The 25657-nt window shown below is 68.5% G+C and carries 24 protein-coding genes; 10 read left to right on the forward strand and 14 right to left on the reverse strand.

Annotation, left to right across the window (positions count from 1 at the left end):
* Positions 1–86 precede the first annotated feature (86 nt).
* Positions 87–890: a transcriptional repressor LexA gene (lexA, locus tag ACY466_RS12170; RefSeq protein WP_463245639.1), complete on the forward strand. Its 804-nt coding sequence runs from the start codon at positions 87–89 to the stop codon at positions 888–890.
* A gap of 72 nt (positions 891–962) precedes the next feature.
* Here the strand turns inward: lexA and ACY466_RS12175 are convergent, their stop codons facing one another.
* From ACY466_RS12175 to ACY466_RS12190, 4 genes are all read right to left on the reverse strand, one after another.
* Positions 963–2105 (reverse strand): acyl-CoA dehydrogenase family protein, encoded by a 1143-nt coding sequence (locus ACY466_RS12175; protein ID WP_463245640.1) that lies wholly within the window; start codon positions 2103–2105, stop codon positions 963–965.
* A 99-nt stretch (positions 2106–2204) separates the two neighbouring features.
* Positions 2205–2834: an IMPACT family protein gene (locus tag ACY466_RS12180; RefSeq protein ID WP_463245641.1), complete on the reverse strand. Its 630-nt coding sequence runs from the start codon at positions 2832–2834 to the stop codon at positions 2205–2207.
* A 25-nt stretch (positions 2835–2859) separates the two neighbouring features.
* Positions 2860–4173, reverse strand: coding sequence for a uracil-xanthine permease family protein (locus tag ACY466_RS12185; protein WP_463245642.1), 1314 nt, complete (start codon positions 4171–4173; stop codon positions 2860–2862).
* Positions 4174–4257: 84 nt separating this feature from the next.
* Positions 4258–5949, reverse strand: coding sequence for a phosphoenolpyruvate--protein phosphotransferase (locus tag ACY466_RS12190; RefSeq protein ID WP_463245643.1), 1692 nt, complete (start codon positions 5947–5949; stop codon positions 4258–4260).
* A gap of 206 nt (positions 5950–6155) precedes the next feature.
* On the opposite strand from ACY466_RS12190, the gene ACY466_RS12195 reads away from it, so the two are divergent.
* The 4 genes from ACY466_RS12195 to ACY466_RS12210 are packed head-to-tail and all read left to right on the forward strand — an operon-like array spanning position 6156 to position 10366.
* Positions 6156–6923 (forward strand): DeoR/GlpR family DNA-binding transcription regulator, encoded by a 768-nt coding sequence (locus ACY466_RS12195; RefSeq protein WP_463245644.1) that lies wholly within the window; start codon positions 6156–6158, stop codon positions 6921–6923.
* On the forward strand, positions 6920–7909 hold the full coding sequence (locus ACY466_RS12200; protein ID WP_463245645.1) for a 1-phosphofructokinase family hexose kinase: 990 nt from the start codon (positions 6920–6922) through the stop codon (positions 7907–7909). Before ACY466_RS12195 ends, ACY466_RS12200 begins: the two co-directional genes overlap by 4 nt.
* Positions 7910–7959: 50 nt before the next feature.
* A complete protein-coding gene (locus ACY466_RS12205; RefSeq protein ID WP_463245646.1) occupies positions 7960–10053 on the forward strand; it encodes a PTS fructose transporter subunit IIABC in 2094 nt (697 codons plus the stop codon).
* Between the two features lie 55 nt (positions 10054–10108).
* Entirely contained in the window at positions 10109–10366 is a 258-nt protein-coding gene (locus ACY466_RS12210; protein ID WP_463245647.1) for an HPr family phosphocarrier protein, read from the forward strand.
* A gap of 178 nt (positions 10367–10544) precedes the next feature.
* Here the strand turns inward: ACY466_RS12210 and ACY466_RS12215 are convergent, their stop codons facing one another.
* The 6 genes from ACY466_RS12215 to ACY466_RS12240 form a co-directional block, all read right to left on the reverse strand.
* On the reverse strand, positions 10545–11591 hold the full coding sequence (locus ACY466_RS12215; RefSeq protein ID WP_463245648.1) for a hypothetical protein: 1047 nt from the start codon (positions 11589–11591) through the stop codon (positions 10545–10547).
* Positions 11592–11625: 34 nt separating this feature from the next.
* The gene (gene hflX / locus ACY466_RS12220) at positions 11626–13110 is read right to left on the reverse strand and encodes a GTPase HflX (RefSeq protein WP_463245649.1); all 1485 of its coding nucleotides are present in this window, start codon (positions 13108–13110) and stop codon (positions 11626–11628) included.
* A 100-nt stretch (positions 13111–13210) separates the two neighbouring features.
* Positions 13211–14083, reverse strand: coding sequence for a diaminopimelate epimerase (gene dapF / locus ACY466_RS12225; RefSeq protein WP_463245650.1), 873 nt, complete (start codon positions 14081–14083; stop codon positions 13211–13213).
* A gap of 26 nt (positions 14084–14109) precedes the next feature.
* On the reverse strand, positions 14110–14940 hold the full coding sequence (locus ACY466_RS12230) for a TrmH family RNA methyltransferase (protein ID WP_463245651.1): 831 nt from the start codon (positions 14938–14940) through the stop codon (positions 14110–14112).
* Entirely contained in the window at positions 14937–15869 is a 933-nt protein-coding gene (gene miaA / locus ACY466_RS12235; protein WP_463245652.1) for a tRNA (adenosine(37)-N6)-dimethylallyltransferase MiaA, read from the reverse strand. The genes ACY466_RS12230 and miaA overlap by 4 nt, the downstream gene beginning before the upstream one ends.
* Positions 15857–16606, reverse strand: a complete 750-nt coding sequence (locus ACY466_RS12240; RefSeq protein ID WP_463245653.1) for a class III extradiol ring-cleavage dioxygenase family protein — start codon at positions 16604–16606, stop codon at positions 15857–15859. The genes miaA and ACY466_RS12240 overlap by 13 nt, the downstream gene beginning before the upstream one ends.
* A gap of 167 nt (positions 16607–16773) precedes the next feature.
* On the opposite strand from ACY466_RS12240, the gene ACY466_RS12245 reads away from it, so the two are divergent.
* The gene (locus ACY466_RS12245) at positions 16774–18195 is read left to right on the forward strand and encodes a DUF349 domain-containing protein (protein WP_463245654.1); all 1422 of its coding nucleotides are present in this window, start codon (positions 16774–16776) and stop codon (positions 18193–18195) included.
* Positions 18196–18221: 26 nt separating this feature from the next.
* Here ACY466_RS12245 and ACY466_RS12250 read toward each other — a convergent pair whose 3' ends face one another.
* The gene (locus ACY466_RS12250) at positions 18222–18833 is read right to left on the reverse strand and encodes an Rv2732c family membrane protein (RefSeq protein ID WP_463245655.1); all 612 of its coding nucleotides are present in this window, start codon (positions 18831–18833) and stop codon (positions 18222–18224) included.
* Positions 18834–18835: 2 nt separating this feature from the next.
* Entirely contained in the window at positions 18836–20377 is a 1542-nt protein-coding gene (miaB, locus tag ACY466_RS12255; protein WP_463245656.1) for a tRNA (N6-isopentenyl adenosine(37)-C2)-methylthiotransferase MiaB, read from the reverse strand.
* Between the two features lie 197 nt (positions 20378–20574).
* On the opposite strand from miaB, the gene gluA reads away from it, so the two are divergent.
* The 4 genes from gluA (at position 20575) to ACY466_RS12275 (ending at position 23866) form a co-directional block, all read left to right on the forward strand.
* Positions 20575–21303 (forward strand): glutamate ABC transporter ATP-binding protein GluA, encoded by a 729-nt coding sequence (gluA, locus tag ACY466_RS12260; protein ID WP_463252261.1) that lies wholly within the window; start codon positions 20575–20577, stop codon positions 21301–21303.
* A gap of 41 nt (positions 21304–21344) precedes the next feature.
* Positions 21345–22175: a glutamate ABC transporter substrate-binding protein gene (locus ACY466_RS12265; protein WP_463245657.1), complete on the forward strand. Its 831-nt coding sequence runs from the start codon at positions 21345–21347 to the stop codon at positions 22173–22175.
* 78 nt (positions 22176–22253) lie between these two features.
* Complete coding sequence (locus tag ACY466_RS12270) at positions 22254–22934, forward strand: amino acid ABC transporter permease (protein WP_463245658.1); 681 nt, start codon at positions 22254–22256, stop codon at positions 22932–22934.
* A complete protein-coding gene (locus tag ACY466_RS12275) occupies positions 22931–23866 on the forward strand; it encodes an amino acid ABC transporter permease (RefSeq protein ID WP_463245659.1) in 936 nt (311 codons plus the stop codon). Before ACY466_RS12270 ends, ACY466_RS12275 begins: the two co-directional genes overlap by 4 nt.
* A gap of 10 nt (positions 23867–23876) precedes the next feature.
* On the opposite strand, the gene ACY466_RS12280 is transcribed toward ACY466_RS12275, so the two are convergent.
* Entirely contained in the window at positions 23877–24530 is a 654-nt protein-coding gene (locus ACY466_RS12280) for a regulatory protein RecX (RefSeq protein WP_463245660.1), read from the reverse strand.
* A gap of 25 nt (positions 24531–24555) precedes the next feature.
* Positions 24556–25602 carry a recombinase RecA gene (recA, locus tag ACY466_RS12285; RefSeq protein ID WP_463245661.1) on the reverse strand — a complete coding sequence of 349 codons (1047 nt, stop codon included), beginning with the start codon at positions 25600–25602 and terminating at the stop codon, positions 24556–24558.
* Positions 25603–25657: the final 55 nt, after the last annotated feature.

Consider the following 25657-nt stretch of genomic DNA (forward strand, 5'->3'; position numbering starts at 1 on the left):
ACCAACACCACCCGACTCACCATCCCGCGTTTCACCCACACCGCGTTTTCACCGCAGAGCGTTCGAACCCTTGGAGGTAGCCGCAGATGAAAGACGACAGCTCTCCCGCTTCGTCGGGAGGACGGGCCAAGGCCGGACGGCCTCCCGGTTCCACCAAGCCGACGGATGCGAACGGTGTCACCGACATCGACGGTGCCCTCACCGAACGCCAGCGTCGCGTTCTGGAGGTCATCCGCGCATCGGTCGACGAGCGTGGATATCCGCCGAGCATCCGCGAGATCGGTGACGCGGTGGGGCTGAACTCCACGTCGTCCGTCGCTCACCAGTTGCGCACGCTCGAACGCAAGGGCTTTCTTCGTCGGGATCCCAACCGCCCCCGCGCCGTCGATGTGCGCATGCCGGGAGAGAACGGGCGTCCGGCCGAGACGGTCGCCAGCACCACCGGCGATCCCGTGCCCGCTGCGGGCACCGTCGTCGACGATGCCCCGGAGGAGTCGACCGACGACCGGCTCCCCGCCCCCACGTTCGTCCCGGTCCTCGGCCGGATCGCCGCCGGTGGTCCCATCCTCGCCGAGCAGGCCGTCGAGGACGTCTTCCCGTTGCCGCGTGAACTCGTCGGCTCGGGTTCGCTGTTCCTGCTCCGCGTCGTGGGCGAGTCGATGATCGACGCGGCGATCTGCGACGGTGACTGGGTGGTCGTTCGCCAACAGAACGTGGCGGACAACGGCGACATCGTCGCCGCGATGATCGACGGCGAGGCCACGGTCAAGACGTTCAAGCGGACCGGCGGTCAGGTGTGGCTGCTCCCCCACAATCCGCTGTTCGAACCGATCGACGGCAACGACGCCGTGGTCCTCGGCAAGGTCGTCACGGTCATGCGCAAGCTCTGAGACTCTCTGCGACGACGAAACGCCGGCTCCCCACGAACGGGGAGCCGGCGTTTCGTGGTTTCGGGTGCGGACCTACAGATCGAGACCGCGACCGATGATCTCCTTCATGATCTCGGTCGTGCCGCCGTAGATGGTCTGCACGCGGGAGTCCATGTACGCCTTGGCGATCGGGTACTCCTTCATGTAGCCGTAGCCACCGTGCAGCTGCAGGCACCGGTCGATGAGCTTGACCTGGTTCTCGGTGGTCCACCACTTGGCCATGGCGGCTTCCTGCACACTCAGGTCGCCGGCGTTGAGCTGCTCGATGTACTTGTCCACCATGATCCGCACGGCAGTGGTCTCGGTGGCCAGCTCGGCCAACACGAAACGAGTGTTCTGGAACTTGCCGATCGGCTTGCCGAACGCCTTGCGATCCTTGCAGTACTGAATGGTCATGTTCAGCGCCGATTCCATCGCGGCCGCGGCGACCACGGCGATGGACAGACGCTCCTGCGGCAGGTTCTGCATGAGGTAGATGAACCCCATGCCCTCTTCACCGAGCAGGTTGGCTGCGGGGACCCGCACATCGGTGAAGCTGAGCTCCGCGGTGTCCTGGGCCTTCATGCCGATCTTGTCGAGGTTGCGCCCACGCTCGAATCCGGGCATGTCGCGCTCGACGACGAACAGGCTGAAGCCCTGGGCACCCTTGTCCGGGTCCGTGCACGCGACGACGACGATCAGGTCGGCGTTGATGCCGTTGGTGATGAACGTCTTGGAGCCGTTGAGGACCCAGTCGTCGCCGTCCTTGACCGCACGAGTCTTGATGCCCTGCAGGTCGCTACCGGTTCCGGGCTCGGTCATGGCGATCGCCGAGATCAGTTCGCCGGAGCAGAAACCGGGAAGCCAGCGGCCCTTCTGCTCGTCGTTCGTGAGGTTGATGAAGTACGGGGCGGTGACATCGTTGTGCAAGGTGAAGCCGATTCCGCTGTACCCACCGGCGGTGGTCTCCTCGGTCACGATGGCGTTGTACCGAAAATCCTCGACTCCGCCGCCACCGAACTCCTCCGGAGCTGCCATACCGAGGAAGCCCTGCTTGCCGGCTTCGATCCACACGCCGCGGTCGACGATGTTCTGCTCTTCCCACTGGGCGTGGTGCGGAGCGACGTGCTGCTCGAGGAACTTCTTGTACGAGCTGCGGAACAGATCGTGCTCGGGCTCGAAAATCGTGCGCTTCATGACTCTCCTCATCGGGCGTACGGCGTATCTCGTTCGAGACTAGGACCCATCACCATCAGCGTCGATGACCAGCGCGAGCGCATTAGGTGACCAGGTGGGTCACGCTGGTGTCGCGAGAACCCAGCGATGACCGACGAGGTCCGCCCGCGCACGCCCTCCGGTCGCCGCGGCCAGCGTCGCCCGTAGTCGAGCCTCGTCACCGACGAGGCGGAACCGAACGTCCTCCGCGTACGCCGTATCGTCGACGACGAAGCCCTCCGAGCGGACCAGGGACTCGACGCGTCCGGCGTCGGCGTGGGGCAGTGCGACCTCGAGGACGTCCCGGCGGACCAACTCCCCCACCGCGGCACGGTCGAGTGCCGCGCTCACCGCTCCCGAGTAGGCACGCACCAACCCACCCGCACCCAACTTCACTCCGCCGAACCACCGGCTCACCACGGCGACCACGTCGACGAGATCGTGTCCGGCGAGTACACCCAGCATCGGGATCCCCGCCGTGCCGCCGGGCTCGCCGTCGTCGGAGGATCGTTGCCGCCGACTCTCGGAATCGGGGCCGACGACGAACGCCCAGCAGTGGTGCCCGGCGTCCGGGAACTCGGTTCTCACCGCAGCGATCACCGTCGCCGCTTCCGATTCGCTGCGAACGCGCACGAGGCGCGCGAGGAACCGGCTGCGATCGATGACGGTTTCCGCCACGACGGCGCGCGACGAGACGAGGGTGACGGGCACGGAGATTCCTCGACGCAGTCGTCGGTCACACCGACTTCTGCACCGAGCCCTCCCGCGAGCGACCGCGTGATCCGGACATCCACCGCAGCAGGGGGTACACCAGGAGGATGCCGACGGATCCCCACACGATGCCGCCGAGCTCGACCGATCCGAGGGTCAACGTCAGATCGCCGACGCCGGCCACCACCGCGGCCGCCGCGACCATGAGATTCACGGGGTCGGTGAAGTCGACGCCGGCGTTCTGCCAGATCCGCACGCCGAGCAGTCCGATCAACCCGTAGAGCACCAGGGTCGCGCCCCCGATGACCCCGCTGGGGACCGTGAAGATGAGCGCACCGAACTTGGGCGAGAACGCCAGCACCAGAGCCGTGGCCGCGGCCACCCAGTACGCCGCCGTCGAGTAGACGCGCGTCGCCGCCATCACGCCGATGTTCTCCGCATAGGTGGTGGTTCCCGACCCACCGCCGGCGCCGGCCAACGCGGTCGCGACACCGTCGGCGATCAGCGCATCGCCCGCGACGTCGTCGAGCGACCGACCCGTCATCGCCGCGACGGCCTTCACGTGGCCGACGTTCTCCGCCACCAGCACCACCACGACGGGGAGCGCCACCAGGATGGCGGACAACTGGAACGTCGGGCCCGTGAATTCCGGGATGCCGATCCACGGAGCGTCGCGGAGCGCGTCGACACGCGCCGCGTCGACCTCGCCGATGATCGCCGCGAAGACCCACCCGATCACCAGACCGAAGAGGATGCCGAGCCGCCCGATCAGACCGGGCCCGGCCACGGTCACCAGGAGCACCGCCACCAAGGTCACCGTCGCCACGAGCGGCTGCATCTCGTACGAATCCACCGCCGTGGGCGCGAGATTGAGACCGATGAGCGCCACGATCGCGCCGGTCACCAACGGCGGCATCACCGCGTCGAGTGCCGCGGCACCCGCCAGCTTGACCACCACACCCACCAGTGCGAGGGCGACACCCACCACCAACACGGCACCGAGCTGAGCGGCGGGGCCGTCCCCACTGGTCGCGGCGAGAGGCGCGATGAACGCGAACGACGATCCCAGGTAGCTCGGCACCCGTCCCCGCGTGATGAGCAGGAACAGGATGGTCCCGACACCCGAGAAGAACAGGGTGGTGGTGACCGGGAAACCGGTGATGGTGGGAACGAGGAGGGTGGCGCCGAACATGGCCACCACGTGCTGCATGCCGATGCCGGCCGTGCGGGGCCACGACAACCTCTCGTCCGGGGCGACCACGGCATCGTCGCCGACGGTCTTGCCGTCACCGTGCACGGTCCACCGGGGCAGGAACGACGGTCGAGATCGAGAAGTCACGGGTGAGATGTTCTCACGACGACGCGGCCTCGGCTGCCGCTCGCGTCGGTCGGGCGACGCGCATCACGCCCGCCGCCCGTTCGGTCACCCCAGAACGGCGGTGGCGGCGGCCCGCGCCTCGGCCGGAGACGAGGTCCGCAGCACCGCGTCTGCGGCGTGGCGGCACTGATCCACGGTGACCGTCTGCAGCTTCGCGCCGACTCCGGCGACCGCGGCGGACGCGGCGGACAGCGACGTCACACCGAAGCCGACGAGCACACAGGCGAGCAGCGGATCGGCCGCGGCCTCACCACACACACCGACCGGCTTGTCCACGGCCGCACCGGCGTTCGCCGTGTGCGCGACGAGTGCCAGCACCGCCGGCTGCCAGGGATCGGTGAGGGCGGCGAGATCGGCGGACATGCGGTCCGCGGCCATCGTGTACTGCGCGAGGTCGTTGGTTCCGATGGACAGGAAGTCAACGTGGTCGAGGATGCGGTCGGCGAGCAGAGCCGCGGCCGGAACCTCGATCATGACTCCGGGAGTCAGTCCCCGTTCGCGCACGTCGTCGGCGAACGCCTTCGCCTCGGCGCTGGTGGCGATCATGGGCGCCATCACCCAGGGCGCCGAACCGGTGTTCTTCGCGGCGGCCGCGACGGCGTCGAGCTGACGGTGAAGGATGCCGCGATTGCCCTCCGCGATACGGATGCCGCGCACGCCCAGGGCCGGGTTGGCCTCGTCGGCGTGATTGGCGAACCGGAGCGGCTTGTCCGATCCCGCGTCCAGCGTGCGGACGACGACCTTCTTGCCCTCGAACGCGGTGAGCACCTCGCCGTAGATCTCGGTCTGCTCGTCCACCGTGGGTTCGATGTCGCGGTCGAGAAAGCTGAGCTCGGTGCGGAACAGACCCACACCGTCGGCGGCGGAACCGCGTGCCGCGCGGGCTCCCGCACCGTCCTGCACGTTCGCGAGGATGTCGACACGGAAACCGTCGGCGGTACGGCCGGGCCCGGTCCATTCGGCGACCTCGGCGAGGTGCTTCTTGGACTGCTCGACGGATGCGCGAGCGCGCTCGGGATCCGGGTTCGGGACGACGGCTCCGGAGATCCCGTCGATCAACACGGGCGTTCCCGACGCGACGTCGTCGAGACCGGCGACGGCCACGACGCAGGGGATGCCGAGCTGACGCGCGATGATCGCGGTGTGGCTGGTCGGCCCACCGAGCGAGGTGGCCAATCCCAGCACCAGGGACGCGTCGAGACCGGCGGTGTCGGCGGGCGCGAGGTCTTCCGCGATGAGCACCGAGGGCTCGGTGGGCGTGGGGACACCGGGCTCGGGCAGGTCCGACAGCTCGGCGATCACGCGATCGCAGATGTCGAGGAGATCGGTGGTGCGCTCGGCCATTCGACCGCCGAGCTTGGCGAACATGGCGACGAACTGGTCGGTGGCCGCAGCCGCGGCCGAGATCGCATCCGAGCCCTTGGCGATGGCCTTGCCGCCGGCGGACAGCCAGCCGCGGTCCTCGGCCATGGCGGCGTTCGCGGCGAGCACCTCGGACGCAGACCCGGTGGCCAGGGCCGCACGGGACTGCAGACGGGCACCGACCGCGGCGGCGGCGGCGCGGAACCGCGCGGTCTCGGCCTCGCGGTCCGCCTCGGCGATCTCGGTCGATTCGGTCGGGCGAGCCGGACGGGGTGCGGGCCGGATGGCCGGGGCGTACCCGACGCCGGGAACCACCGGCGTTCCACTCAGGGCCGATCCGGTCTTCCAGTCCTCCGCGGTGATCGATCCCGTCATGCCTACCTCCACAAGTTTGTCGTCCTCGGTTCACCGGAGCGGTGTCCGGCACGGTCGGAGCGAGTTCGAAGTACGTGCCGTACATCTCCGTCGTTCCGGTCTGTGACACAGATTACGCGAACCTCTTGACATGTCAACACAGACGGGCGTAAAACAACATAAACCAACACAACATTCGCACCGCACCCGGACGGAGGTCGACGACCATGTACGCAGAAGAACGTCAGAGTGCCATCGCCGGCCTCATCGGCCAGCGCGGACGCGTGTCGGTCACCGACCTCGCCGAGACCTTCGGGGTCACCACCGAGACCGTGCGCCGCGACCTCGCGTCGCTCGACCGGATGGGCGTCGTGCGCCGCGTACACGGCGGCGCCGTGCCCACCACGTTCGTCACGTCCACCGAACCGGGAATGGCCGAGCGCGAGCACACCAGGGCCCGCGAGAAAGACCTCATCGCCGCCGCCGCGCTCACCCTCCTTCCTCCCTCCGGCGGCAGTGTCGCTCTCGATGCCGGCACCACCACCGGTCGGCTCGCGGCGCTCATTCCCACCGATTGCGACCTCACCGTCGTCACCAACTCTCTGCCCATCGCCACGCGTCTCGCCACCGTGCCCGCCGTGAATCTGCACCTCCTCGGCGGGCGCGTGCGCGGTGTCACCCAGGCCGCTGTCGGCGAGGACGCGCTCGGCGTTCTGGCGACCCTGCGAGTCGACGTCGCGTTCATCGGGACCAACGCGCTGAGCATCGGCCACGGGCTCTCCACCCCGGACACCGACGAGGCCGCCGTCAAGCGCGCCATGGTGCGTGCCGCGGATCGCGTCGTGGTGGTCGCCGACGCGGCCAAGATCGGCCTCGAGTTCTTCATGTCCTTCGCCAGCCTCGACTGCGTCGACGTCCTCGTCACCGACGAGGGCATCACCGACGCCGACTGCACCCGTCTGCAGCAACACGGATTGGAGGTGGTGGTCGCATGATCCTCACCCTGACGGCCAACCCCAGCATGGATCGCACCGTCTCCCTCGAGGGACCACTCGCGCGCGGCGGTGTCCAGCGAGCCGCGAGCACCACCACCGAACCCGGCGGCAAGGGCGTCAACGTCGCCCGGGTCATCACGGCCGCCGGCCGAGCCTGCACCGCGGTGTTGCCCGGTAGCGGAACCGATCCCATCCTCACCGCCCTCGGTGCGCTCGGCGTGCGCTACCACTCGGTCCCCACCGCGGGACTGGCCCGCACCAACCTCACCGTGAGCGAGCCCGACGGCACCACCACCAAGATCAACGAGCTCGGCGCCGTGCTCTCGGCCGACACGGTGTCCGGTCTGGCGTCCTCGGTTCTCGAACTCGGCGAACGCGCCGACTGGGTGGTGCTGTCCGGCTCCGTTCCCCCGGGCGTCGATGCGGGGTGGTACGGGACACTCGTCACCGCACTGCGGAGCACCGGCTGCAAGGTGGCCGTCGACACGTCCGACGCGCCCCTCCTCGCGCTGGCCGAGGGGTTTCCCGAGACCGCACCCGATCTGATCAAGCCGAACGCGGAGGAGCTGGCCCAGCTCACCGGTTTCGACGGCGACGCCTTGGAACTCGCCGCCTCACAGGGTGATCCGATGCCCACCGTCGAGGCCGCCCGCGTACTTGTCGACCGAGGCGTCGGCGCCGTTCTCGCCACGCTCGGCGGCGCGGGCGCCGTCCTGGTCACCGACAGCGGAGCCTGGTTCGCGACCCCACCGCCCATCACACCGCGCAGCACCGTCGGCGCGGGTGACTCCTCCTTGGCCGGCTACGTCCTGGCCGATCTCGACGGGGAGGACGGCGCCGGCCGCCTCACCCGTGCCGTCGCCTACGGAACGGCCGCGGCCGGTCTCCCCGGAACGCGACTTCCCACGCCGGCACACGTGAACCCGGGCGGAGTCACCGTTCGAGCTCTCGATTCACCACCCGTCTCGACGTCTCCACCCGCCTGATCACCACACGACATCCGCTCGCTCGTTCCCACCAACGAAGGACCACCACCATGTCCAGTTCCACCACGGCTTCGGGTTCCTCCCCCGGCATCATCGCCGAGGACCTGATCCTGCTCGACGCCGATCTCGGCTCGTCCAAGGACGCGGTCATCCAGCGTCTCGCCACCGTCCTGACCGACGCCGGTCGCGCGTCGGACGCCGACGGTCTCCGCGACGCGGCACTCGCCCGCGAAGCGCAGTCGGCCACCGGCCTGCCCGGCGGCATCGCGATTCCGCACTGCCGGTCCGCGTCGGTCACCACCGCCTCGCTCGGCTTCGCTCGGCTGAACCCGAAGGTCGATTTCGGTGCCCCCGACGGCGGCGCGGATCTCGTCTTCCTCATCGCCGCACCCGACGGCGCCGGCGCCGAGCACATGAAGCTGCTCTCGTCGCTCGCCCGAGCGTTGGTCAAGCCCGCGTTCGTCACCTCGCTGCGCGAAGCCGCCACCCCGGCCGACGTCGTCGCGCTGGTCGAGGGCGTTCTCGCCCCCAAGGCGCCGGCTGCCGCGACGCCCCCCAAGCCCGCCACCGGCGCCGCTGCGGGTGCCACCGCCGGCGCCGGTGCGGCCACCATGACCAAGACCGGGTCGCCGTCCGCCACCGCCGATTCCGGTGCAGCGAAGCACATCGTCGCCATCACCGCGTGCCCCACCGGCATCGCGCACACCTACATGGCGGCCGATTCGCTGAAGGACGCCGGCGAGCGCGCCGGAGTCACCGTGCACGTGGAGACCCAGGGATCGTCCGGCTCCACTGCCCTGGACCCTCAGCTCATCGCTTCCGCCGAGGCCGTCATCTTCGCGACCGACGTGGGCGTCAAGGGTCGCGAGCGCTTCGCGGGCAAGCCCGTCGTCGAGTCGGGCGTCAAGCGCGCCATCAACGAGCCCGACAAGATGGTCGCCGAGGCCCTCTCCGCCGGCAGCAATCCGTCGGCCGCTCGGGTCTCCGGAACCGCCCCCGGTGCATCGGCAGCCGCCGGTGCCGCCGGTGGGCTCGGCTGGGGAACGCGAATCCGCCAGATCCTGCTGACCGGCGTCAGCTACATGATCCCGTTCGTCGCCGCCGGTGGTCTGCTCATCGCACTCGGCTTCCTCATCGGTGGATACGAGATCACCGATGTCGCGGAAGACGTCGTTCTCAACAACACCCTGACCAACCTCCCCGAGGGCGGTCTGTCCATCTACATCGGTGCGGTGCTGTTCCAGCTCGGTGGACTCGCGTTCAGCTTCCTCGTTCCCGCCCTCGCCGGTTACATCGCGTTCGCCATCGCCGACAGGCCCGGTATCGCTCCCGGTTTCACCGCCGGTGCCGTGGCCGTCTTCGTCGGCGCGGGCTTCATCGGCGGTCTGGTCGGTGGCCTCATCGCCGGCTTCATCGCACTGTCGATCAGCCGCATCGCCGTGCCCAGCTGGTTGCGCGGTCTGATGCCGGTCGTGATCATTCCTCTCGGTGCCACCCTGGCCGTCGGTGCCTTGATGTTCCTGCTGCTCGGTCGCCCGCTCGCCGCCATCACCACCGGTCTCACCGACTGGCTCAACGGCCTGTCCGGATCGTCCGTCATCATCCTGGGCGTCATCCTCGGCCTCATGATGTGCTTCGACCTCGGCGGCCCGGTCAACAAGGCGGCCTACGCCTTCGCCACCGCCGGACTCGCGATCGACAACGAGGCTTCGCTGCGCATCATGGCCGCCGTCATGGCCGCCGGTATGGTTCCGCCACTCGCCATGGCGCTGTCGTCCACGATCCTGCGTCCCGCGCTCTACAGCGCCGTCGAGCGCGAGAACGGCAAGGCGGCCTGGCTGCTGGGTTCCGCGTTCATCTCCGAGGGCGCCATTCCGTTCGCCGCGACGGACCCGCTCCGCGTCATCCCGTCCATGATGGCCGGCGGTGCCGTGACCGGTGCCCTGATCATGTCGTTCAGCGTCACCCTCAGCGCCCCGCACGGCGGACTCGTCGTCTTCTTCGCCATGAACAACTTCCTGCTGTTCATGGTGGCGCTGGCCATCGGCACCGTGGTCTCCGCGGTCCTGGTGACGGGAGTCAAGCAGTTCGCCGGCAAGAAGAATTCCGAGATCGCCGACGATCGCGTCGCGGTCGCCGCCTGATCGCTGGCAGTATCGTCATTCGACACCAGATTCACCGACCCGAGGGAGCTTCTTCATGCCCAGCACCACAGTCACCGTCGGCTCGGCCGTCGGCCTGCACGCTCGCCCGGCCGCCATCATCGCGGAAGCCGTCGCCGATTCCGGAGTCGACGTCACCCTGGAGGTGGACGGCGAGGAGGCCGTGGACGGCGGATCCGCACTGATGATCATGACGCTCGGCGCCACCAAGGGCACCGAGGTCACGGTCACCAGCGACGATCAGGCCACCCTCGACAAGATCGCCGCTCTCGTGGAGTCCGATCTCGACGCCTGACCCATCACACGACGCAGAAGGCCCCGCCCGGGACAACTCGGGCGGGGCCTTCTGTGTTGCGGTGCGTATTCGCGGGCACTGTCTCGTAGGCGCTGTCTCGTAGGCACTGTGTGGATCCGTGGGTGCTGCAGTGGCCACGGATCCACGCATCGATCGCGAGTATCCGACGCGATGGGGGTCAGCGGCTGCGGAACAACTTCGTCAGCCCGAATGCCGTGACCGCGACGACCACCAGCACGGACGCGACCGCACCGAGCAGCGGCCACACGATCGACCCCTCGGGCTCCGCGGGTGCGGCCGGCTCGTCCGCCGGCACCCCGGTCTCCTGCGCATCGGTAGCCTGCGCGTCGGTGGCCTGCGCCGCGAAGGCCGGGGCGTTCTGCACCGTCTCGGCTCGGATGACCTCGATGGGCGGCAAGGGTGCCGCGGCGTCGATCCCACGCTCCGATGCGATCAGCAGATCGCCGTCCTCGGTGTACGCGACGGCTTCGCCCTGGGGCTGCCCCGGTACGGGAAGGATGCGATCGGGGGGACGCGTGAGCGCTGCGGCCACCTCGTCGTTCTCGACCGACCACAGATAGACGTCGGTGTAGGTCCGTACCGCGACCTCGGAACCGTCCGGACTCACCGCACCGCCCGTGACGAGCGTCGAGCCGACCAGCACGGGCGGGCCACCCGGCGTACCGGTCGCGGCGACGGCGAAGTCCGCCACCCGGGTCAGGGCGGTGGGGCCGGGACTCGGCAGGTCGGTCACGGCGCGATCGACGGTGTAGACACCACCGCCACCCATCCCGTCCTTCGTGACGACGACGGGATGACCGTTGCCACCGATGAGCAGTGCTTCCGCATCGTGTGCGCCGTCGAGGTACGTCAGCCGAACCAGATCGCCGGGCTCCCCCGCCGTCGTGTCCATACGAGTGAGAGCGACCGAGTCTCGACGCCGATCGTTGTCGCCGATGTCGGCGAGCCACAGCGAGCCGTCGAATGCGGACAGATCTTCCACGTCGTACGGGTCGACGGGATTCGGCAACCACTCCACCACTCCGCACGAGGAGTCCAGGTGCGCAACCCGATCGTCGGTTCCGCTGTCTCCCACGGCGTACATCGAACCGTCGAGGTAGGTGAGTCCGGACAGTTCGGCCAGCCCGGGATCGGTCGGTGTGCAGTACTCCTCCGCCGCGCTCTGCGCCGACGCCGCTCCCGGGGCCAGAGCCGTCGCGGCCATGGCGGCCGCTCCGAGAACGGCGAGCTGCCCCCGCTTACGCACTGTGCGCGAAATCGACCAGAACCGACGCGAGCGCCGTGGGCACGGTCGCGTCGATGCGCGTGCCCCCGTTCTCGTGCGTGGTCGAGGAGATGCGGCCGTCGGCGTGGATGCGCGAGACCAGATCGCCGCGGTCGTACGGAACCAGCACGCTCACCGAGACCTCCGGTGGCCTGGCCATCTCGCCGAGCACGGTACGCAATTCGTCCATGCCCTCGCCGGTCTTGGCCGACACGAACACCGCGTCCGGCAACACGCCGCGCAACTGCGTCAGCGTGACCGGGTCGGCCGCGTCGATCTTGTTGATCACGATCAACTCGGGCGGTGCCGACGCGTTCTGCTCCCGCACCACCTCGACCACCACCTCGCGAACGGCCTCGATCTGGCTGACCGGCAGCGGATCGGATCCGTCCACCACGTGCAGCAGGAGGTCCGCGTCGGTGACCTCCTCGAGAGTCGACCGGAACGCCTCGACCAGCTGGGTCGGCAGGTGACGCACGAATCCGACGGTGTCGGTGAACACGCACTCGCGACCGTCGTCGAGGTGACCACGCCGGGTGGTCGGGTCGAGGGTGGCGAAGAGTGCGTTCTGCACCAGCACACCCGAGCCGGTGAGCGCGTTCAACAGGCTCGACTTCCCGGCGTTGGTGTAGCCGACGATGGCGATCGACGGCGTTCCGCCGTTCAGCCGACGTTCGCGCTTGGTGTCGCGCGCCTGCTTCATCCCGCGAATCTCGCGGCGCAGCTTGGCCATCCGCTCGCGGATGCGTCGACGGTCGGTCTCGATCTTCGTCTCACCGGGACCACGCAGACCCACCCCGCCGTTGCTGCCGGCACGGCCACCGGCCTGCCGGGACATGGACTCACCCCAGCCTCGCAGCCGCGGGAGCATGTACTCCATCTGCGCGTACGCCACCTGCGCCTTGCCCTCTCGGGACGACGCGTGCTGAGCGAAGATGTCCAGAATCAGGGCGGTGCGGTCGATGACCTTGACCTTCACCACCTTCTCCAGTGCGGTGAGCTGCGCCGGGGTGAGTTCACCGTCGCAGACCACGGTGTCCGCGCCCGTGGCCAGAACCACCTCGCGCAGTTCCTTGGCTTTGCCGGAACCGATGTACGTGGCGGCGTCCGGCGTGTCTCGGCGCTGAACCAAAGCGTCAAGGACCTCGGACCCGGCGGTCTCGGCGAGAGCAGCCAATTCGGCCATGGACGATTCCGCTTCGGCGGCGGACCCGGACGTCCAGACCCCGACCAGCACCACGCGTTCGAGGCGAAGCTGGCGGTACTCGACCTCGGTGACGTCCGTGAGCTCGGTGGACAGGCCGGCGACGCGGCGCAGTGCGGTGCGCTCGTCGAGCTGCATCTCGCCCGTCGACCACTCGTGGTCCTCGTGGTCCTCGGCGTCGGCATGGATGACGTCGGCAGCGTCGTCGGCTGCCCTGGTGGCGGCCGTGTCGGCCGCTGCGTTCGATTTACTCATACGAGACCCATGATCCACGAAATACCGCCCGTGCGCATCGTCATTACTGCGTACCGAGCCCCAGGCCCGCCCACCGTCACGTCCCCAGGCCCGCCCACTGTCATATCCCCAGCCCCGCCCACCAGGCCTCCGAGACCTCTCCCGACGCCACCAGCACCGACGGCCCACGCAACGACGCGGTCGACCCGTCCGTTCGCACGACGACGACACCGCCCGGTACGCGCACCGACATCTCACCCGCCTCGTGTCCGTCGTGGCGCAGGGCCGCGACGGCGGTCGCGACGATGCCGGTGCCGCACGAGCGGGTCTCCCCCACCCCGCGTTCGTGCACCCGCATGTCGACGGATCCGTCTCGCGGCGCGGTCACGAACTCGATGTTGACCCCGTTCGGATACACCGCGGTGTCGTAGACCGGAGCCGCCGTGAGGTCCAGTGACCGCAGCGAGTCGGCGTCCAATTCCGTTGCGACGCAGACCAAATGCGGATTTCCGACGTCGACACCGATTCCCGTGAACGTGCGATCGCCCAATTGCGCCGTCGACGATTCGAACACCCGAACCCGGCCCATCTCCACGGTCACGTCGGCATCGATGGAGTCGTGGGAGTGCACGATCACCGGACGCGCACCGGCCCGCGAGCCGACGGTGAAGCGGTCGGTGTCCACCCACCCTTCGGATCGGACGTAATGGGCGAACACCCGCACGCCGTTGCCGCACATCTCCGCGACCGAGCCGTCGCCGTTGCGATAGTCCATGAACCAGTCGTCCTCGCCCACGCCGTCCGGCAACGCATCCAGAACACCCGCGGCCACCAGGGCACCGCTGCGTGCGACGCGCAGCACGCCGTCGGCTCCCAGCCCGGCACGGCGATCGCACAGCACGGCGACGCGGTCGGCGCGAAGGTCGATCGCGGCCTCGGGATCCGGGAGGATCACGAAGTCGTTCTGGGTGCCGTGTCCCTTGGTGAACTGCATGCCCTCATTCTCCCATTCGCACCGCGTCAGTGGCTGCGCTGCCGGGCGATCTCGTACAACGCGACCGCACCCGCCGACGGCGCGCCCAGCGAGCTCGCGGCTCCACCGATCGGAATGGACACCACCGCGTCGCACGCGTCCCGCCACGCCGCACTCATTCCGCGGGTCTCGTTGCCCACCACGAGCACGGTGCCGCGGGTGAAGTCGTGACCGAACAACGGCACGGCGCCGGTCTCGTCGGTCCCCACCACGGTCAACGCGTCGGCGTCGAACGCGAGTCGGTGCACCATGTCCAACACCTGCTCCGGCCCGCCGACCTGCAGAACCGGTACCGAGAACAGTGATCCCGTGGTCGCGCGCACGCACACCGGGTCGAAGGGATCCGCGCCGTGCCCGGTGATCGCCACGGCGGACGCACCGAAGGCATCGGCCGAGCGGATCAGCGTGCCCAGGTTGCCGGGCGAGGACGGTCGGTCGAACACGACCACCACCGGGTTCGGCTCCGACGGCGACCACGTTCGATGGTCGGCGAGCCGAGACGTCGCGAGGACCAGAAGCTCGGGTGCGCCGCCCTGACGATCGCCGAGCTCGGCCATCAGGTCGGCCGCCACGGCCACGGCCGGCACACCGGACGCACGGATCCGATCGACGGTGCTCTGCGCCCACTGGGACAGCGCCGGACCGTCCTGGCGGTAGAGGACGCAGTCCAACGGCCAGTGGTGGTCCAGCGCCAGAGTGATCGGGCGGACTCCGTGGACGAAGAACACGCCCGCCTTGGTCCGCTTCGCGCGAGTGGTCAGGTAGGACTGCCACTGCTGGAACCGGGCGTTGCGCGTGGTGACGACGGCGTCGGTCATCGGGAAGCTCCGTAGGCGTCGAGGGCGGCGGCGGTGAGATCGGGATCGTCGCCGCGCAACCAGTGGATGCGGGGGTCGCGGTGGAACCAGGAACGCTGTCGTCGCACGTAGCGCCGGGTGCCCACGAACGTCAGTTCGCGGGCTCGGTCCTCGTCGATCTCACCGTCGACGAGGTCGATCACCTGCGCGTACCCGATCGCCCGCCGCGCCGTCACGCCGTCCCGCAGGCCGTGGGCGAGCAAGCTCTCCACCTCGGCGACGAAACCGGAGTCGAACATCTTCTCCGTCCGGTCGGCGATCCGGGCGTCGAGTTCGCTCGTCTCCCGGTCGATTCCCAGCACGAGCGTGTCCCACCGCGGCGGCGCACCGATGGTCGGTGCCGACGCCGCGAACGGCTCGCCGGTCAACTCGACGACCTCGAGAGCACGCACCATGCGGCGTCCGTCGGTGGGCAGGATCGACGCCGCCGCCACCGGATCCGCCGCCGTCAGTGCACGATGGACGCCCGCCGGTCCCTCGTCACGCAGCACGTCCTCCCACTTCGCCCGCACGGCGGGATCCGTGGCGGGAAACTCCCAACGATCGAGCAACGCCTGCACGTACATCATGGAACCACCCACGATCACCGGAACGACGCCGCGCACGAGCAGATCCTCGATCTCGGCGACCGCGGCGCTCTGATAGGCGGCGACGGTCGCGGTATCGGTGACATCGAGAACGTCCAACCGGTGGTGCGCGATCCCACGACGCTCGTCCGTCGGTGTCTTGGCGGTGCCGATGTCCATCCCCCGGTACTGCTGCATCGCGTCGACGTTGACGATCTCGCCGCCGACACGCTCGGCGACGTCGAGGGCGAGGGACGACTTGCCCGTCGCGGTCGGGCCGACCACGGCGAGCGGACGCGGAACGTCCCCGGTCACAGCAACCACGTACCGACGAAGTACCCGACGCCGTACGGGGCGCCTCGATACAGCGTCGTCGGGTTCGAGACCGTCCGATCGCCGACCATCGCGGCGGCGATCTGCCAGGCCGCGCGGCCACCGACACCGAGCTCGGCGCAGAGCTCGGCGTCCAGTTCGACCAGGGCAGCCGTGTCCCCCGTGGCCAACGCGTCGTCCGCGGCTCGTTGCACCTCCTCGGCCCGCTCGTCGAACGCACCCGGGGCCTTGTCCGTGAGTGTCGTGGCGCCGTCGCCGACCACCAGGACACCCCACCGCCCGGAATCGTCGGCGAGTGTCGACGCCCACCGCGCCGCGAGCTGGGCACACTCCCTCGGCGTCGACGACGCCGCGCCGATACACACCGGCAGGGACGCGTCGGGAAGGATCCGGCCACGCAACCATCCGGCCGTCAGCGCCGCGAGAGGGAGATCGCGGTCCGGTTCCCCGGCCGCGTCCGGTCCCAGATCGACGACTGCGTCCACCCCGAACCCCGCGTACGTCCCCCGTGCGGTCGGCGGTACCTCGACGGTCTCCGTCCCCGTACCCACCACGATCCACCGGTCCGCGTGGTCGCGCAGAAATTCGCCGGCCGCGTCCACGGCGGCCCTCAGGTCCGCGATCTCGTCGGTCGCCGCGCCCGCGAGGGCGGGAAGCAGCAGGGGCGGGGAGGGAACGAAAGCGACGGCGGACAGCACGTCCGTCACGGTAGCGGACCCGTCGGACACCTCGATTTCCTCGCTCGACTCCGCTTTCGATGCTCGCCTCACCGCTCGAGGGGGTTGAATGGTCCCAGTCGGACCCGGCCGGTCGATGAGCACACCGCCACGGCCTGTCGGATCCGAAGACTGCGTATCAGGCAGCCGTGACGCGCGGCAGAGACGAGGAACCGAACATGACCGATCCCGACGCACCCCAGACCACACCCGATTCCGCAGCACCCCAGCAGTCCGCGCCCCGACCCGGTCCGCGCCCGGGTCCTCGTCCCGGCGGTGGCCCGCGTCCCGCTCCCGCAGCGCCGATGCCGAACGGCGACGGAGCCGAGCGTTCGCACCCCACCCCGCACGCGCCGACGGCGCCGCACGCGCCGACGCCCGTGGTCACCGACCCCTCCCGATGGGGCCGCGTCGACGACGACGGCACCGCATGGGTCACGACGGCGGACGGTGAACGTCAGGTCGGATCGTGGCAGGCCGGGGACGCCGCCGAGGGTCTCGCCCACTTCGGGCGTCGGTACGACGATCTCGCGACGGAGGTGGCGTTGCTCGAGGCGCGCCTGGCTTCCGGTGCGGGAGACGCGAAGAAGACCAAGAACGCCGCGGCGACGCTGCTGGAGACGCTGCCCACCGCAGCCGTCATCGGGGACATCGACGCCCTGTCGCGGAGGCTCACCGAGGTCGTCGAGCACTCGGACGAGGTGGCTGCCGAACACCGCCGCCGCAAGGAGAGCGAGAAGTCCGAGCAGACCGCGCGCAAGGAAGCCCTCGCGGTCGAAGCCGAGACCATCGGCAACGAATCGACCCAGTGGAAGGTGGCGGGCGATCGGCTGCGCGCGATCCTCGACGAGTGGAAGACCATCCGCGGGGTCGATCGCAAGGTCGACGACGCACTGTGGAAGCGCTACTCCAAGGCCCGTGAGACGTTCAATCGCCGACGGGGTGCGCACTTCGCGGACCTCGACCGCGAGCGCGGCGCCGCCAAGACTCGCAAGGAAGAGTTGGTCGCACAGGCGGAGGCGTTGTCGACGTCCACCGACTGGGCGGGGACGGCCGCCGTGTTCCGCGATCTGCTGACGGAGTGGAAGGCTGCGGGCCGAGCACCTCGCGACGCCGACGACGCGCTGTGGCAGAAGTTCAAGGGCGCGCAGGACGTGTTCTTCCAGGCTCGAAACGCGGCTCAGTCCGAGGTCGACGCCGAGTTCGAGGCCAACGCGGTGGCGAAGGAGAAGTTGCTGGCCGAGACGGGTGAGATCGATCCCGACGTCGATCTCGACGCGGCCAGGGCCGCACTGCGCACGTTGCAGGACAAGTGGGATGCGATCGGCAAGGTCCCCCGCGAACGGATGCACGATCTCGAAGGCAAGATCCGCGCCATCGAGAAGCGCGTGCGCGACGCCGCCGATTCACAATGGCGACGCACGGACCCCGAAGCCCTGGCTCGCGCCGCTCAGTTCCGGGAGCGGGTCGCGCAGTTCGAGGAGCAGGCCGCGAAGGCCGAGGCGGCCGGCAAGGCGAAGGACGCCGCGAAGGCACAGGCGCAGGCCCAGCAGTGGCGCGAGTGGGCCGAGGCGGCGGAGTCCGCCGTCGACGGACGGTAGTTCGGCTCGCGGCGGCCGGACCGGGCTCAGCCCTGGTCCGTCCGCCGTTTCGCGCTCGCCTCTCTCATCGTCGCCTCGAGGACGCTGGCCCGAGCGCTCGGGTTCGCCGCCGCCGCCTCACGGCGACGGTCGGCGGCGGCCCACTGCAACGCGGAGCGGTTCAGCACCACCTTGAACCAGTGGAACGCGAGCACCAGAACCAGGAACCATCCGACGAGCAGGCCGATTCCGGGGCCCGCGCCCTGCGCGGTGGACGGCACCGTCTGCCGCGACCAGACCGCGAGGACACCGAAGACCGTGGCCACCCCGGAGCCGTAGAGAGCCACCCACGCGAGGGCCCACCGCTGGGTCACGAGCGCCAGCGACGAGAAGCCGACCGAGAACACCAGCGCGAGCCCGACGAAGATGCGCGACGGCAGTGCGACCGATTCGTCGCGGGCGCTGTCGGCTCCCGTCAGGACGTCCCAGGCGTTGGCGCCTCCCGTGTGCGGCAGCGCGAAGCTCAGGAGCAGCAGCATCACGAGAACTGCGACCACCACGGCGCGCATCCCGGGGTCGATGCGGCCGCTGATACGACGCTCGTCGGCGGCATGCGCCGACTTGGATTCGTTGCTCGATTCGTAGTGGCTGATCGGCATGTTCACAGTGCACATCCCATCGATGCGGTGGACGGAGAGGGAACGGTCGCGGGTGCCCCGACGGTCGGCAGACCCAGGCCGACACCCACCGGTGCGGTCTTGGGCATCACCCCGAGCTCGTGACGGTCACCGGCGGTCGTGCGCCGGTGGGACAGCAGGTGTGCGTCGGCCACCAGGTGATACGGACGTGCGTCGGTGACCGTGGTGACCACGACGTCACCGGGACGGATCGCGCCGTCGAGCTCGCCCACCGGAGCGAAGTGGACGAGACGCCCGTCGCGGGCCCGTCCGCTCATGCGCTCCGTCTCCGCGTTCTTGCGCCCGGCGCCCGCGGCGACGAGCAGCTCGACCTCGGTGCCGATCACGCGGCGGTTCTCGGCGAGCTGAATCTCCTCCTGCAAGGCGATCAGCCGCTCGAACCGCTCCTGCACCACGGCCTTCGGAATCTGGTCCGCCATGTCGGCGGCCGGCGTACCGGGGCGCTTGGAGTACTGGAACGTGTACGCGCTCGCGAACCGCCCGCGCCGAACCACGTCCATGGTCTCCTCGAAATCTTCGTCGGTCTCCCCGGGGAAACCGACGATGATGTCGGTGGTGATCGACGCGTGCGGGATGGCCGCGCGGACACGGTCGATGATGCCCAGGAACTTGTCCTTGCGGTACGAGCGGCGCATCGCGCGCAGCACTCGGTCCGAACCGGATTGCAGCGGCATGTGCAGCGTCGGACAGACGTTGGGGGTCGACGCCATGGCCTCGATGACGTCGTCGGTGAACTCGGCGGGGTGCGGTGAGGTGAAGCGCACCCGCTCGAGCCCCTCGATCGATCCGCAGGCTCGCAGCAGCGCGGCGAACGCGCCCCGGTCACGCGGTTGTTCGGGATCGGCGAAGGACGCCCCGTACGCGTTGACGTTCTGGCCCAACAACGTGACCTCGAGAACGCCCTCGTCGACGAGCGCCTGCACCTCGGCGAGGATGTCGCCGGGCCGACGGTCCACCTCCTTGCCGCGCAGGGCGGGGACGATGCAGAACGTGCACGTGTTGTTGCAGCCCACCGAGATCGACACCCAGCCCGCGTACGCGGAATCGCGCTTCGCGGGGAGGGTCGACGGGAACGCGTCGAGCGACTCGAGGATCTCGACTTCCGCGCGCTGATTGTGACGAGCGCGATCGAGAAGTGCGGGCAGCGAGCCCATGTTGTGGGTACCGAAGACCACGTCCACCCACGGGGCCTTCTTCACGACCGTTTCGCGGTCCTTCTGCGCGAGGCACCCGCCGACGGCGATCTGCATGCTCGGATCGGCGTCCTTGGCCGGACGGAGCTGGCCGAGATTGCCGTACAGCTTGTTGTCCGCGTTCTCGCGCACCGCGCAGGTGTTGAAGACCACCAGGTCGGGGGCAGTGTCGTCGGCCACGGGTCGATACCCCGCGTCCTCGAGCAGGCCGGACAGACGTTCGGAATCGTGCACGTTCATCTGGCAGCCGTAGGTGCGCACCTGGTAGGTGCGGGCCGTTCCGGAATCGGTGTCGGGGTAGATCGTATCCACCCCTCCAGGGTACGGCCCGGCAACCTAGCGCATCGACCACCCGACGTCGACACCACGTTCGCTCCACGGGGGCGGAGTAAACATTCCATTACGGTTGTGGCACTCCACACCCGAAAGGCGCGGAGCACGGGGAAAATACCTCTAGGGTCATCGCCATGACCGAGCCCGAACCCGCGCGCGCATCCGGCGCCGTTCCCATGATCTCCATGCGCGGAGTGCAGAAGCACTTCGGCGATCTTCACGTTCTCAAGGACATCGAACTCGAGGTCCCCAGCGGCCAGGTCATCATCGTCCTCGGTCCGTCGGGCTCGGGTAAGTCCACTCTCTGCCGCACCATCAACCGCCTCGAGCCCGTGGACGAGGGCGTCATCGAGGTCGACGGCAAGGCGCTCCCCTCCGAGGGCAAGACTCTCGCTGCGCTGCGCGCCGACGTCGGTATGGTGTTCCAGTCCTTCAACCTGTTCGCGCACAAGACGATTCGTGAGAACGTCATGCTCGGGCCGCTGAAGGTTCGCAAGATGAAGAAGGACGAAGCCGAGAAGACCGCGCAGCGGTTGCTCGAACGGGTCGGGATCGCGAACCAGGCCGACAAGTACCCGGCTCAGCTCTCCGGCGGCCAGCAGCAGCGCGTGGCCATCGCTCGCGCCCTCGCCATGAACCCCAAGGTGATGCTCTTCGACGAGCCCACCTCGGCACTCGACCCCGAAATGGTCAACGAGGTCCTCGACGTCATGACCTCCCTCGCGAAAGAGGGAATGACGATGGTCGTCGTCACGCACGAGATGGGCTTCGCCCGCAAGGCCGGCGATCGCGTCGTCTTCATGGCGGACGGGCAGATCGTCGAGGACACCGACCCGGAAACCTTCTTCACCGCGCCGAAATCCGATCGCGCCAAGGACTTCCTCGGCAAGATCCTCACGCACTGACACTCTCGCAGTCCGACGAACCATCCCTGGAGGATCTTTCAATGAACATCACCCGCAAAATCGGCGTCGGCGCAGCCGCCGTCGCGTTCGCGTTCGTCGCTACCGCCTGTGGCGGCGACGAGACGAGCAGTGCCGTCCAGAACGCCGAGGGCGGCACGCTGCGCGTCGGCATCAAGTTCGACCAGCCGGGTCTGGGCCTGCGCACCCCGGACGGCGCATTCACCGGCTTCGACGTCGAGGTCGCCGAGTACGTCGCCGGCAAGCTCGGCGTCACCCCGGAGAACATCGAGTGGTCGGAAGCGCCGTCCGCCCAGCGCGAGACGTTGATCCAGAACGGTGAGGTCGACATGGTGGTCGCCACCTACTCCATCACCGACGCTCGCAAGGAGCAGGTCGATTTCGCCGGTCCGTACTTCGTCGCCGGTCAGTCCCTGCTCGTGGCGGACGCCAACACCGACATCACCGGACCCGATTCGTTGAACAACGGAAAGCGCCTGTGCTCGGTGTCCGGATCGACGCCGGCGCAGAACATCGCGGACGAGTACCCCGACGTCCAACTCCAGCCGTACGACACCTACTCGGCGTGCGTCGAGGCGCTGCGCAACGGCGCGGTCGACGCGGTCACCACCGACGACATCATCCTCGCCGGTTACGCCGCGCAGTACCCGGGCGAGCTCAAGGTCGTGGGCGAGCCGTTCACCGAGGAGCAGTACGGCATCGGCATCGCCCTGGGCGACGACGAGTCCCGCACCGCGATCAACGACGCCATCGAAGAGATGATCGACGACGGCTCGTGGGAGCAGGCGTTCAACGAGACCGTCGGACCGTCCGGCTACCCGCTGCCCGCAGCACCCTCCGTCGACCGCTACTGACACTCGTTCGGCGCGGCGGGCGGTTCGTCTCGAACCGCCCGCCGCGGCCGTCACCGGCCAAGAAACTAGGAGTTGTCGGTGGACATATTCATCGATTATCGGTCGCAACTGCTCGACGCGTTCTGGATGACGATCAAGCTCGCGGTGTACTCCGCGATCGGATCCTTCATCATCGGCACGATCCTCGCCGGCATGCGGGTCTCGCCCGTACCGGTGGCACGCTGGGTCGGCGCGACGTACGTGACCATTTTCCGCAACACCCCCCTCACCCTCATCCTGCTGTTCTGTGCGTTCGGTCTCTACCAGACGCTCGGGGTGGCTCTCGCTCCCGCGGACTCGCCGACTGGCCTCGATGACAACAATTTCCGCCTCGCGGTCCTCGGCCTGAGTGTCTACACCGCGGCGTTCGTGTGCGAGTCCTTGCGCTCGGGCATCAACACGGTGAACGTGGGCCAGGCGGAAGCCGGACGATCGCTGGGACTCACGTTCTCGCAGAACCTGCGCTTCATCGTGCTTCCCCAGGCGTTCCGGGCGGTCATCGCGCCCCTCGGCAGTGTGTTGATCGCCCTGACCAAGAACACGACCGTGGCCGCTGCCATCGGCGTGGCCGAGGCCGCGATCCTCATGCGGACCATGATCGAGAACGAAGCCGCGATCTTCGTGGTCGGTGGCATCTTCGCCCTCGGCTTCGTGCTCTTGACGTTGCCCACCGGTTTGTTCTTCGGATTCCTCAGCAAGAAATTGGCGGTGGCTCGATGAGCACAGTGGAATCGACCACCACGTCCGACTCGGCGCCGAAGAAGACGCCCAAGCTGAAGTCGGCCGACCGCGCGACCGTCCTCTACGACGCGCCCGGTCCTCGCGCGAAGGTACGCAACAACATCCTGTCGGCCGTCGTGTTGGCCGTCCTGCTTCTCGCCGCGTACTACGTCTACGTCGCGTTGGAGGAGAAGGACCAACTCACCGAGGACCGGTGGAGCCCGTTCCTCGAATCGACCACGTGGACCACGTACCTGATACCCGGCATCCAGGGCACGCTGATCGCCGCCGGACTGTCGATCGTCTTCGCCCTGATCCTGGGTGCGGGCCTGGGCATCGCTCGATTGTCCGACCACCGGCCGATCCGCATGGTGGCCGGGTTCATCGTCGAGTTGTTCCGTGCCATCCCGGTGCTGATCCTCATGATCTTCCTGTACCAGTTCTTCGCCGAGTACCAGATCTTCCGGTCGCGCTACCTGGCACTCGCCGCCGTGGTCACCGGTCTGACGCTGTACAACGGGTCGGTCATCGCGGAGATCGTCCGGTCGGGAATCAACTCTCTCCCGAAGGGGCAGACCGAAGCCGCCATGGCCATCGGCCTGCGCAAGGGTCAGATCATGCGGATCGTGCTGCTGCCGCAGGCAGTGACCGCCATGCTGCCCGCCATCATTTCGCAGATGGTGGTGGCGTTGAAGGACTCCGCTCTGGGTTACATCATCGGCTACGTCGAGGTGGTGCGGTCCGGTCAGCAGGTCGGCGCGTTCTACGGCAACTTCCTGCCGGCGCTGATCGTCGTCGCGATCATCATGATCATCATCAACTCTCTGCTGACCTACTTCGCGACCAAGGTCGAGAAGCGACTCAGGAAGGGAACGAAGGGCGCGGCCGTGGTGCCCGCAGGCGGCAATCAGCCTGCTCCGGGCCTTACCTGACCCACCCGAATCAGTTCTCGAGGCCCTCGGTGTCGTCACCGTGGGCCTCGAGCTCGTCCTTGACCACCGCGAACGCCATCCCCTGCCCGAACCCGCGGCGTGCGAGCATCGACACCAGCTTGCGCACGACCTTGTCCCGCTCGGCCCGGTACTCACGCGGGTCGTCCGTTGCGGCCATCTTCGCGAGCAGAGCGGGCGATCGCAGTTTCCTCGCCACCAGTTCGCGCGCACGCTCACGCTCGTCCTCGGGCTCGATCTCGTCCAGAGCCTCGGCCGCGAGAACGGGATCGATTCCCTTGGTGCGCAGTTCGGTTCGCAACGCCTGCTTGCCCCGACCGGAGTACGTGTGGCGGGACTGTACCCACTGGTGGGCGAAGTCCCGATCGTTCACCAGATCGAGCTCGGTCAACCGATCCAGGACGGTCTCGATGATCGGTTCCGCGAAACCCTTCTGCGTCAACCGCTGATGCAGTTCCGCGCGACTGCGGGCGCGGTCGGTGAGCAGTCGTAGACACGCGTCACGTGCTTGGACCTCGGTCCCGCCGCCGGGAGGCGGTGGTGCGGGTCCGCGTCGATACGACCGCTCCCCCCGACGAGAACGGGCACCCGAGGATCCTCGGGTGCCCGGCTCGTTCGGATCGGCGGCGGAGTCGTTGTACGCCACGCCGGGTGTCCTCACTCGAAGCGGATCAGAATTCGACCGGGGCGACGACGGGCGCGTCCGATTCCCGGACGTCGGCGCCGATGCCGAGCTTCTCCTTGATCTTCTTCTCGATCTCGTCGCGGATGTCGGTGTTCTCGAGCAGGAACTTGCGGGCGTTCTCCTTGCCCTGACCGAGCTGATCACCCTCGTAGGTGAACCAGGACCCCGACTTGCGGACGAACCCGTGCTCGACACCCATGTCGATCAGCGAGCCTTCCTTGCTGATGCCCTTGCCGTACAGGATGTCGAACTCGGCCTGCTTGAACGGCGGCGAGACCTTGTTCTTGACGACCTTGACGCGGGTGCGGTTACCGACGGCGTCGGTTCCGTCCTTGAGCGTCTCGATGCGGCGGATGTCCATGCGCACCGAGGCGTAGAACTTCAGCGCCTTGCCACCGGTGGTGGTCTCCGGCGATCCGAACATGACGCCGATCTTCTCGCGCAGCTGGTTGATGAAGATCACCGTGGTGCCGGAGGAACTGATGGCACCGGTGATCTTGCGCAGCGCCTGGCTCATGAGGCGGGCCTGCAGACCGACGTGACTGTCACCCATCTCGCCCTCGATCTCGGCGCGGGGAACCAGCGCGGCCACCGAGTCGACGACCAGGATGTCGATGGCACCCGAACGGATCAGCATGTCCGCGATTTCGAGGGCCTGCTCACCGGTGTCGGGCTGCGACACCAGCAGCGCGTCGGTGTCGACGCCGAGCTTCTTGGCGTAGTCCGGATCGAGCGCGTGCTCGGCGTCGATGAAGGCCGCGATACCGCCGGCTGCCTGTGCGTTGGCCACCGCGTGCAGGGCCACGGTGGTCTTACCCGAGGATTCCGGTCCGTAGATCTCCACGACACGTCCGCGGGGCAATCCCCCGATGCCGAGCGCCACGTCCAGCGCGATGGATCCGGTGGGGATGACGGCGATGGGCACGCGGGCCTCGTCGCCGAGTCGCATGACCGACCCCTTGCCGAAGTTCTTGTCGATCTGTGCGAGCGCCAGATCCAGCGCCTTGTCCCGGTCGTATGCTGCTGCAGCCATCATGGTCTCCTTCTCGAAAGTTTCGTTCCCCTGCGATCTGTCCCGAAGGTAGATG

The sequence above is a fragment of the Rhodococcus sp. K11/5 genome (assembly GCF_055193735.1).

What these genes read in the sequence shown, in the direction of transcription:
- lexA (WP_463245639.1), top strand. Translation starts at nt 87, where the DNA reads ATGAAAGACGACAGCTCTCCCGCTTCGTCGGGAGGACGGGCCAAGGCC.
- ACY466_RS12175 (WP_463245640.1), bottom strand. Translation starts at nt 2,105, where the DNA reads ATGAAGCGCACGATTTTCGAGCCCGAGCACGATCTGTTCCGCAGCTCG.
- ACY466_RS12190 (WP_463245643.1), bottom strand. Translation starts at nt 5,949, where the DNA reads ATGACGGGATCGATCACCGCGGAGGACTGGAAGACCGGATCGGCCCTG.
- ACY466_RS12195 (WP_463245644.1), top strand. Translation starts at nt 6,156, where the DNA reads ATGTACGCAGAAGAACGTCAGAGTGCCATCGCCGGCCTCATCGGCCAG.
- ACY466_RS12200 (WP_463245645.1), top strand. Translation starts at nt 6,920, where the DNA reads ATGATCCTCACCCTGACGGCCAACCCCAGCATGGATCGCACCGTCTCC.
- ACY466_RS12205 (WP_463245646.1), top strand. Translation starts at nt 7,960, where the DNA reads ATGTCCAGTTCCACCACGGCTTCGGGTTCCTCCCCCGGCATCATCGCC.
- ACY466_RS12210 (WP_463245647.1), top strand. Translation starts at nt 10,109, where the DNA reads ATGCCCAGCACCACAGTCACCGTCGGCTCGGCCGTCGGCCTGCACGCT.
- ACY466_RS12215 (WP_463245648.1), bottom strand. Translation starts at nt 11,591, where the DNA reads ATGGCCGCGACGGCTCTGGCCCCGGGAGCGGCGTCGGCGCAGAGCGCG.
- hflX (WP_463245649.1), bottom strand. Translation starts at nt 13,110, where the DNA reads ATGAGTAAATCGAACGCAGCGGCCGACACGGCCGCCACCAGGGCAGCC.
- dapF (WP_463245650.1), bottom strand. Translation starts at nt 14,083, where the DNA reads ATGCAGTTCACCAAGGGACACGGCACCCAGAACGACTTCGTGATCCTC.
- ACY466_RS12230 (WP_463245651.1), bottom strand. Translation starts at nt 14,940, where the DNA reads ATGACCGACGCCGTCGTCACCACGCGCAACGCCCGGTTCCAGCAGTGG.
- ACY466_RS12245 (WP_463245654.1), top strand. Translation starts at nt 16,774, where the DNA reads ATGACCGATCCCGACGCACCCCAGACCACACCCGATTCCGCAGCACCC.
- ACY466_RS12250 (WP_463245655.1), bottom strand. Translation starts at nt 18,833, where the DNA reads ATGCCGATCAGCCACTACGAATCGAGCAACGAATCCAAGTCGGCGCAT.
- gluA (WP_463252261.1), top strand. Translation starts at nt 20,575, where the DNA reads ATGATCTCCATGCGCGGAGTGCAGAAGCACTTCGGCGATCTTCACGTT.
- ACY466_RS12265 (WP_463245657.1), top strand. Translation starts at nt 21,345, where the DNA reads ATGAACATCACCCGCAAAATCGGCGTCGGCGCAGCCGCCGTCGCGTTC.
- ACY466_RS12275 (WP_463245659.1), top strand. Translation starts at nt 22,931, where the DNA reads ATGAGCACAGTGGAATCGACCACCACGTCCGACTCGGCGCCGAAGAAG.
- recA (WP_463245661.1), bottom strand. Translation starts at nt 25,602, where the DNA reads ATGGCTGCAGCAGCATACGACCGGGACAAGGCGCTGGATCTGGCGCTC.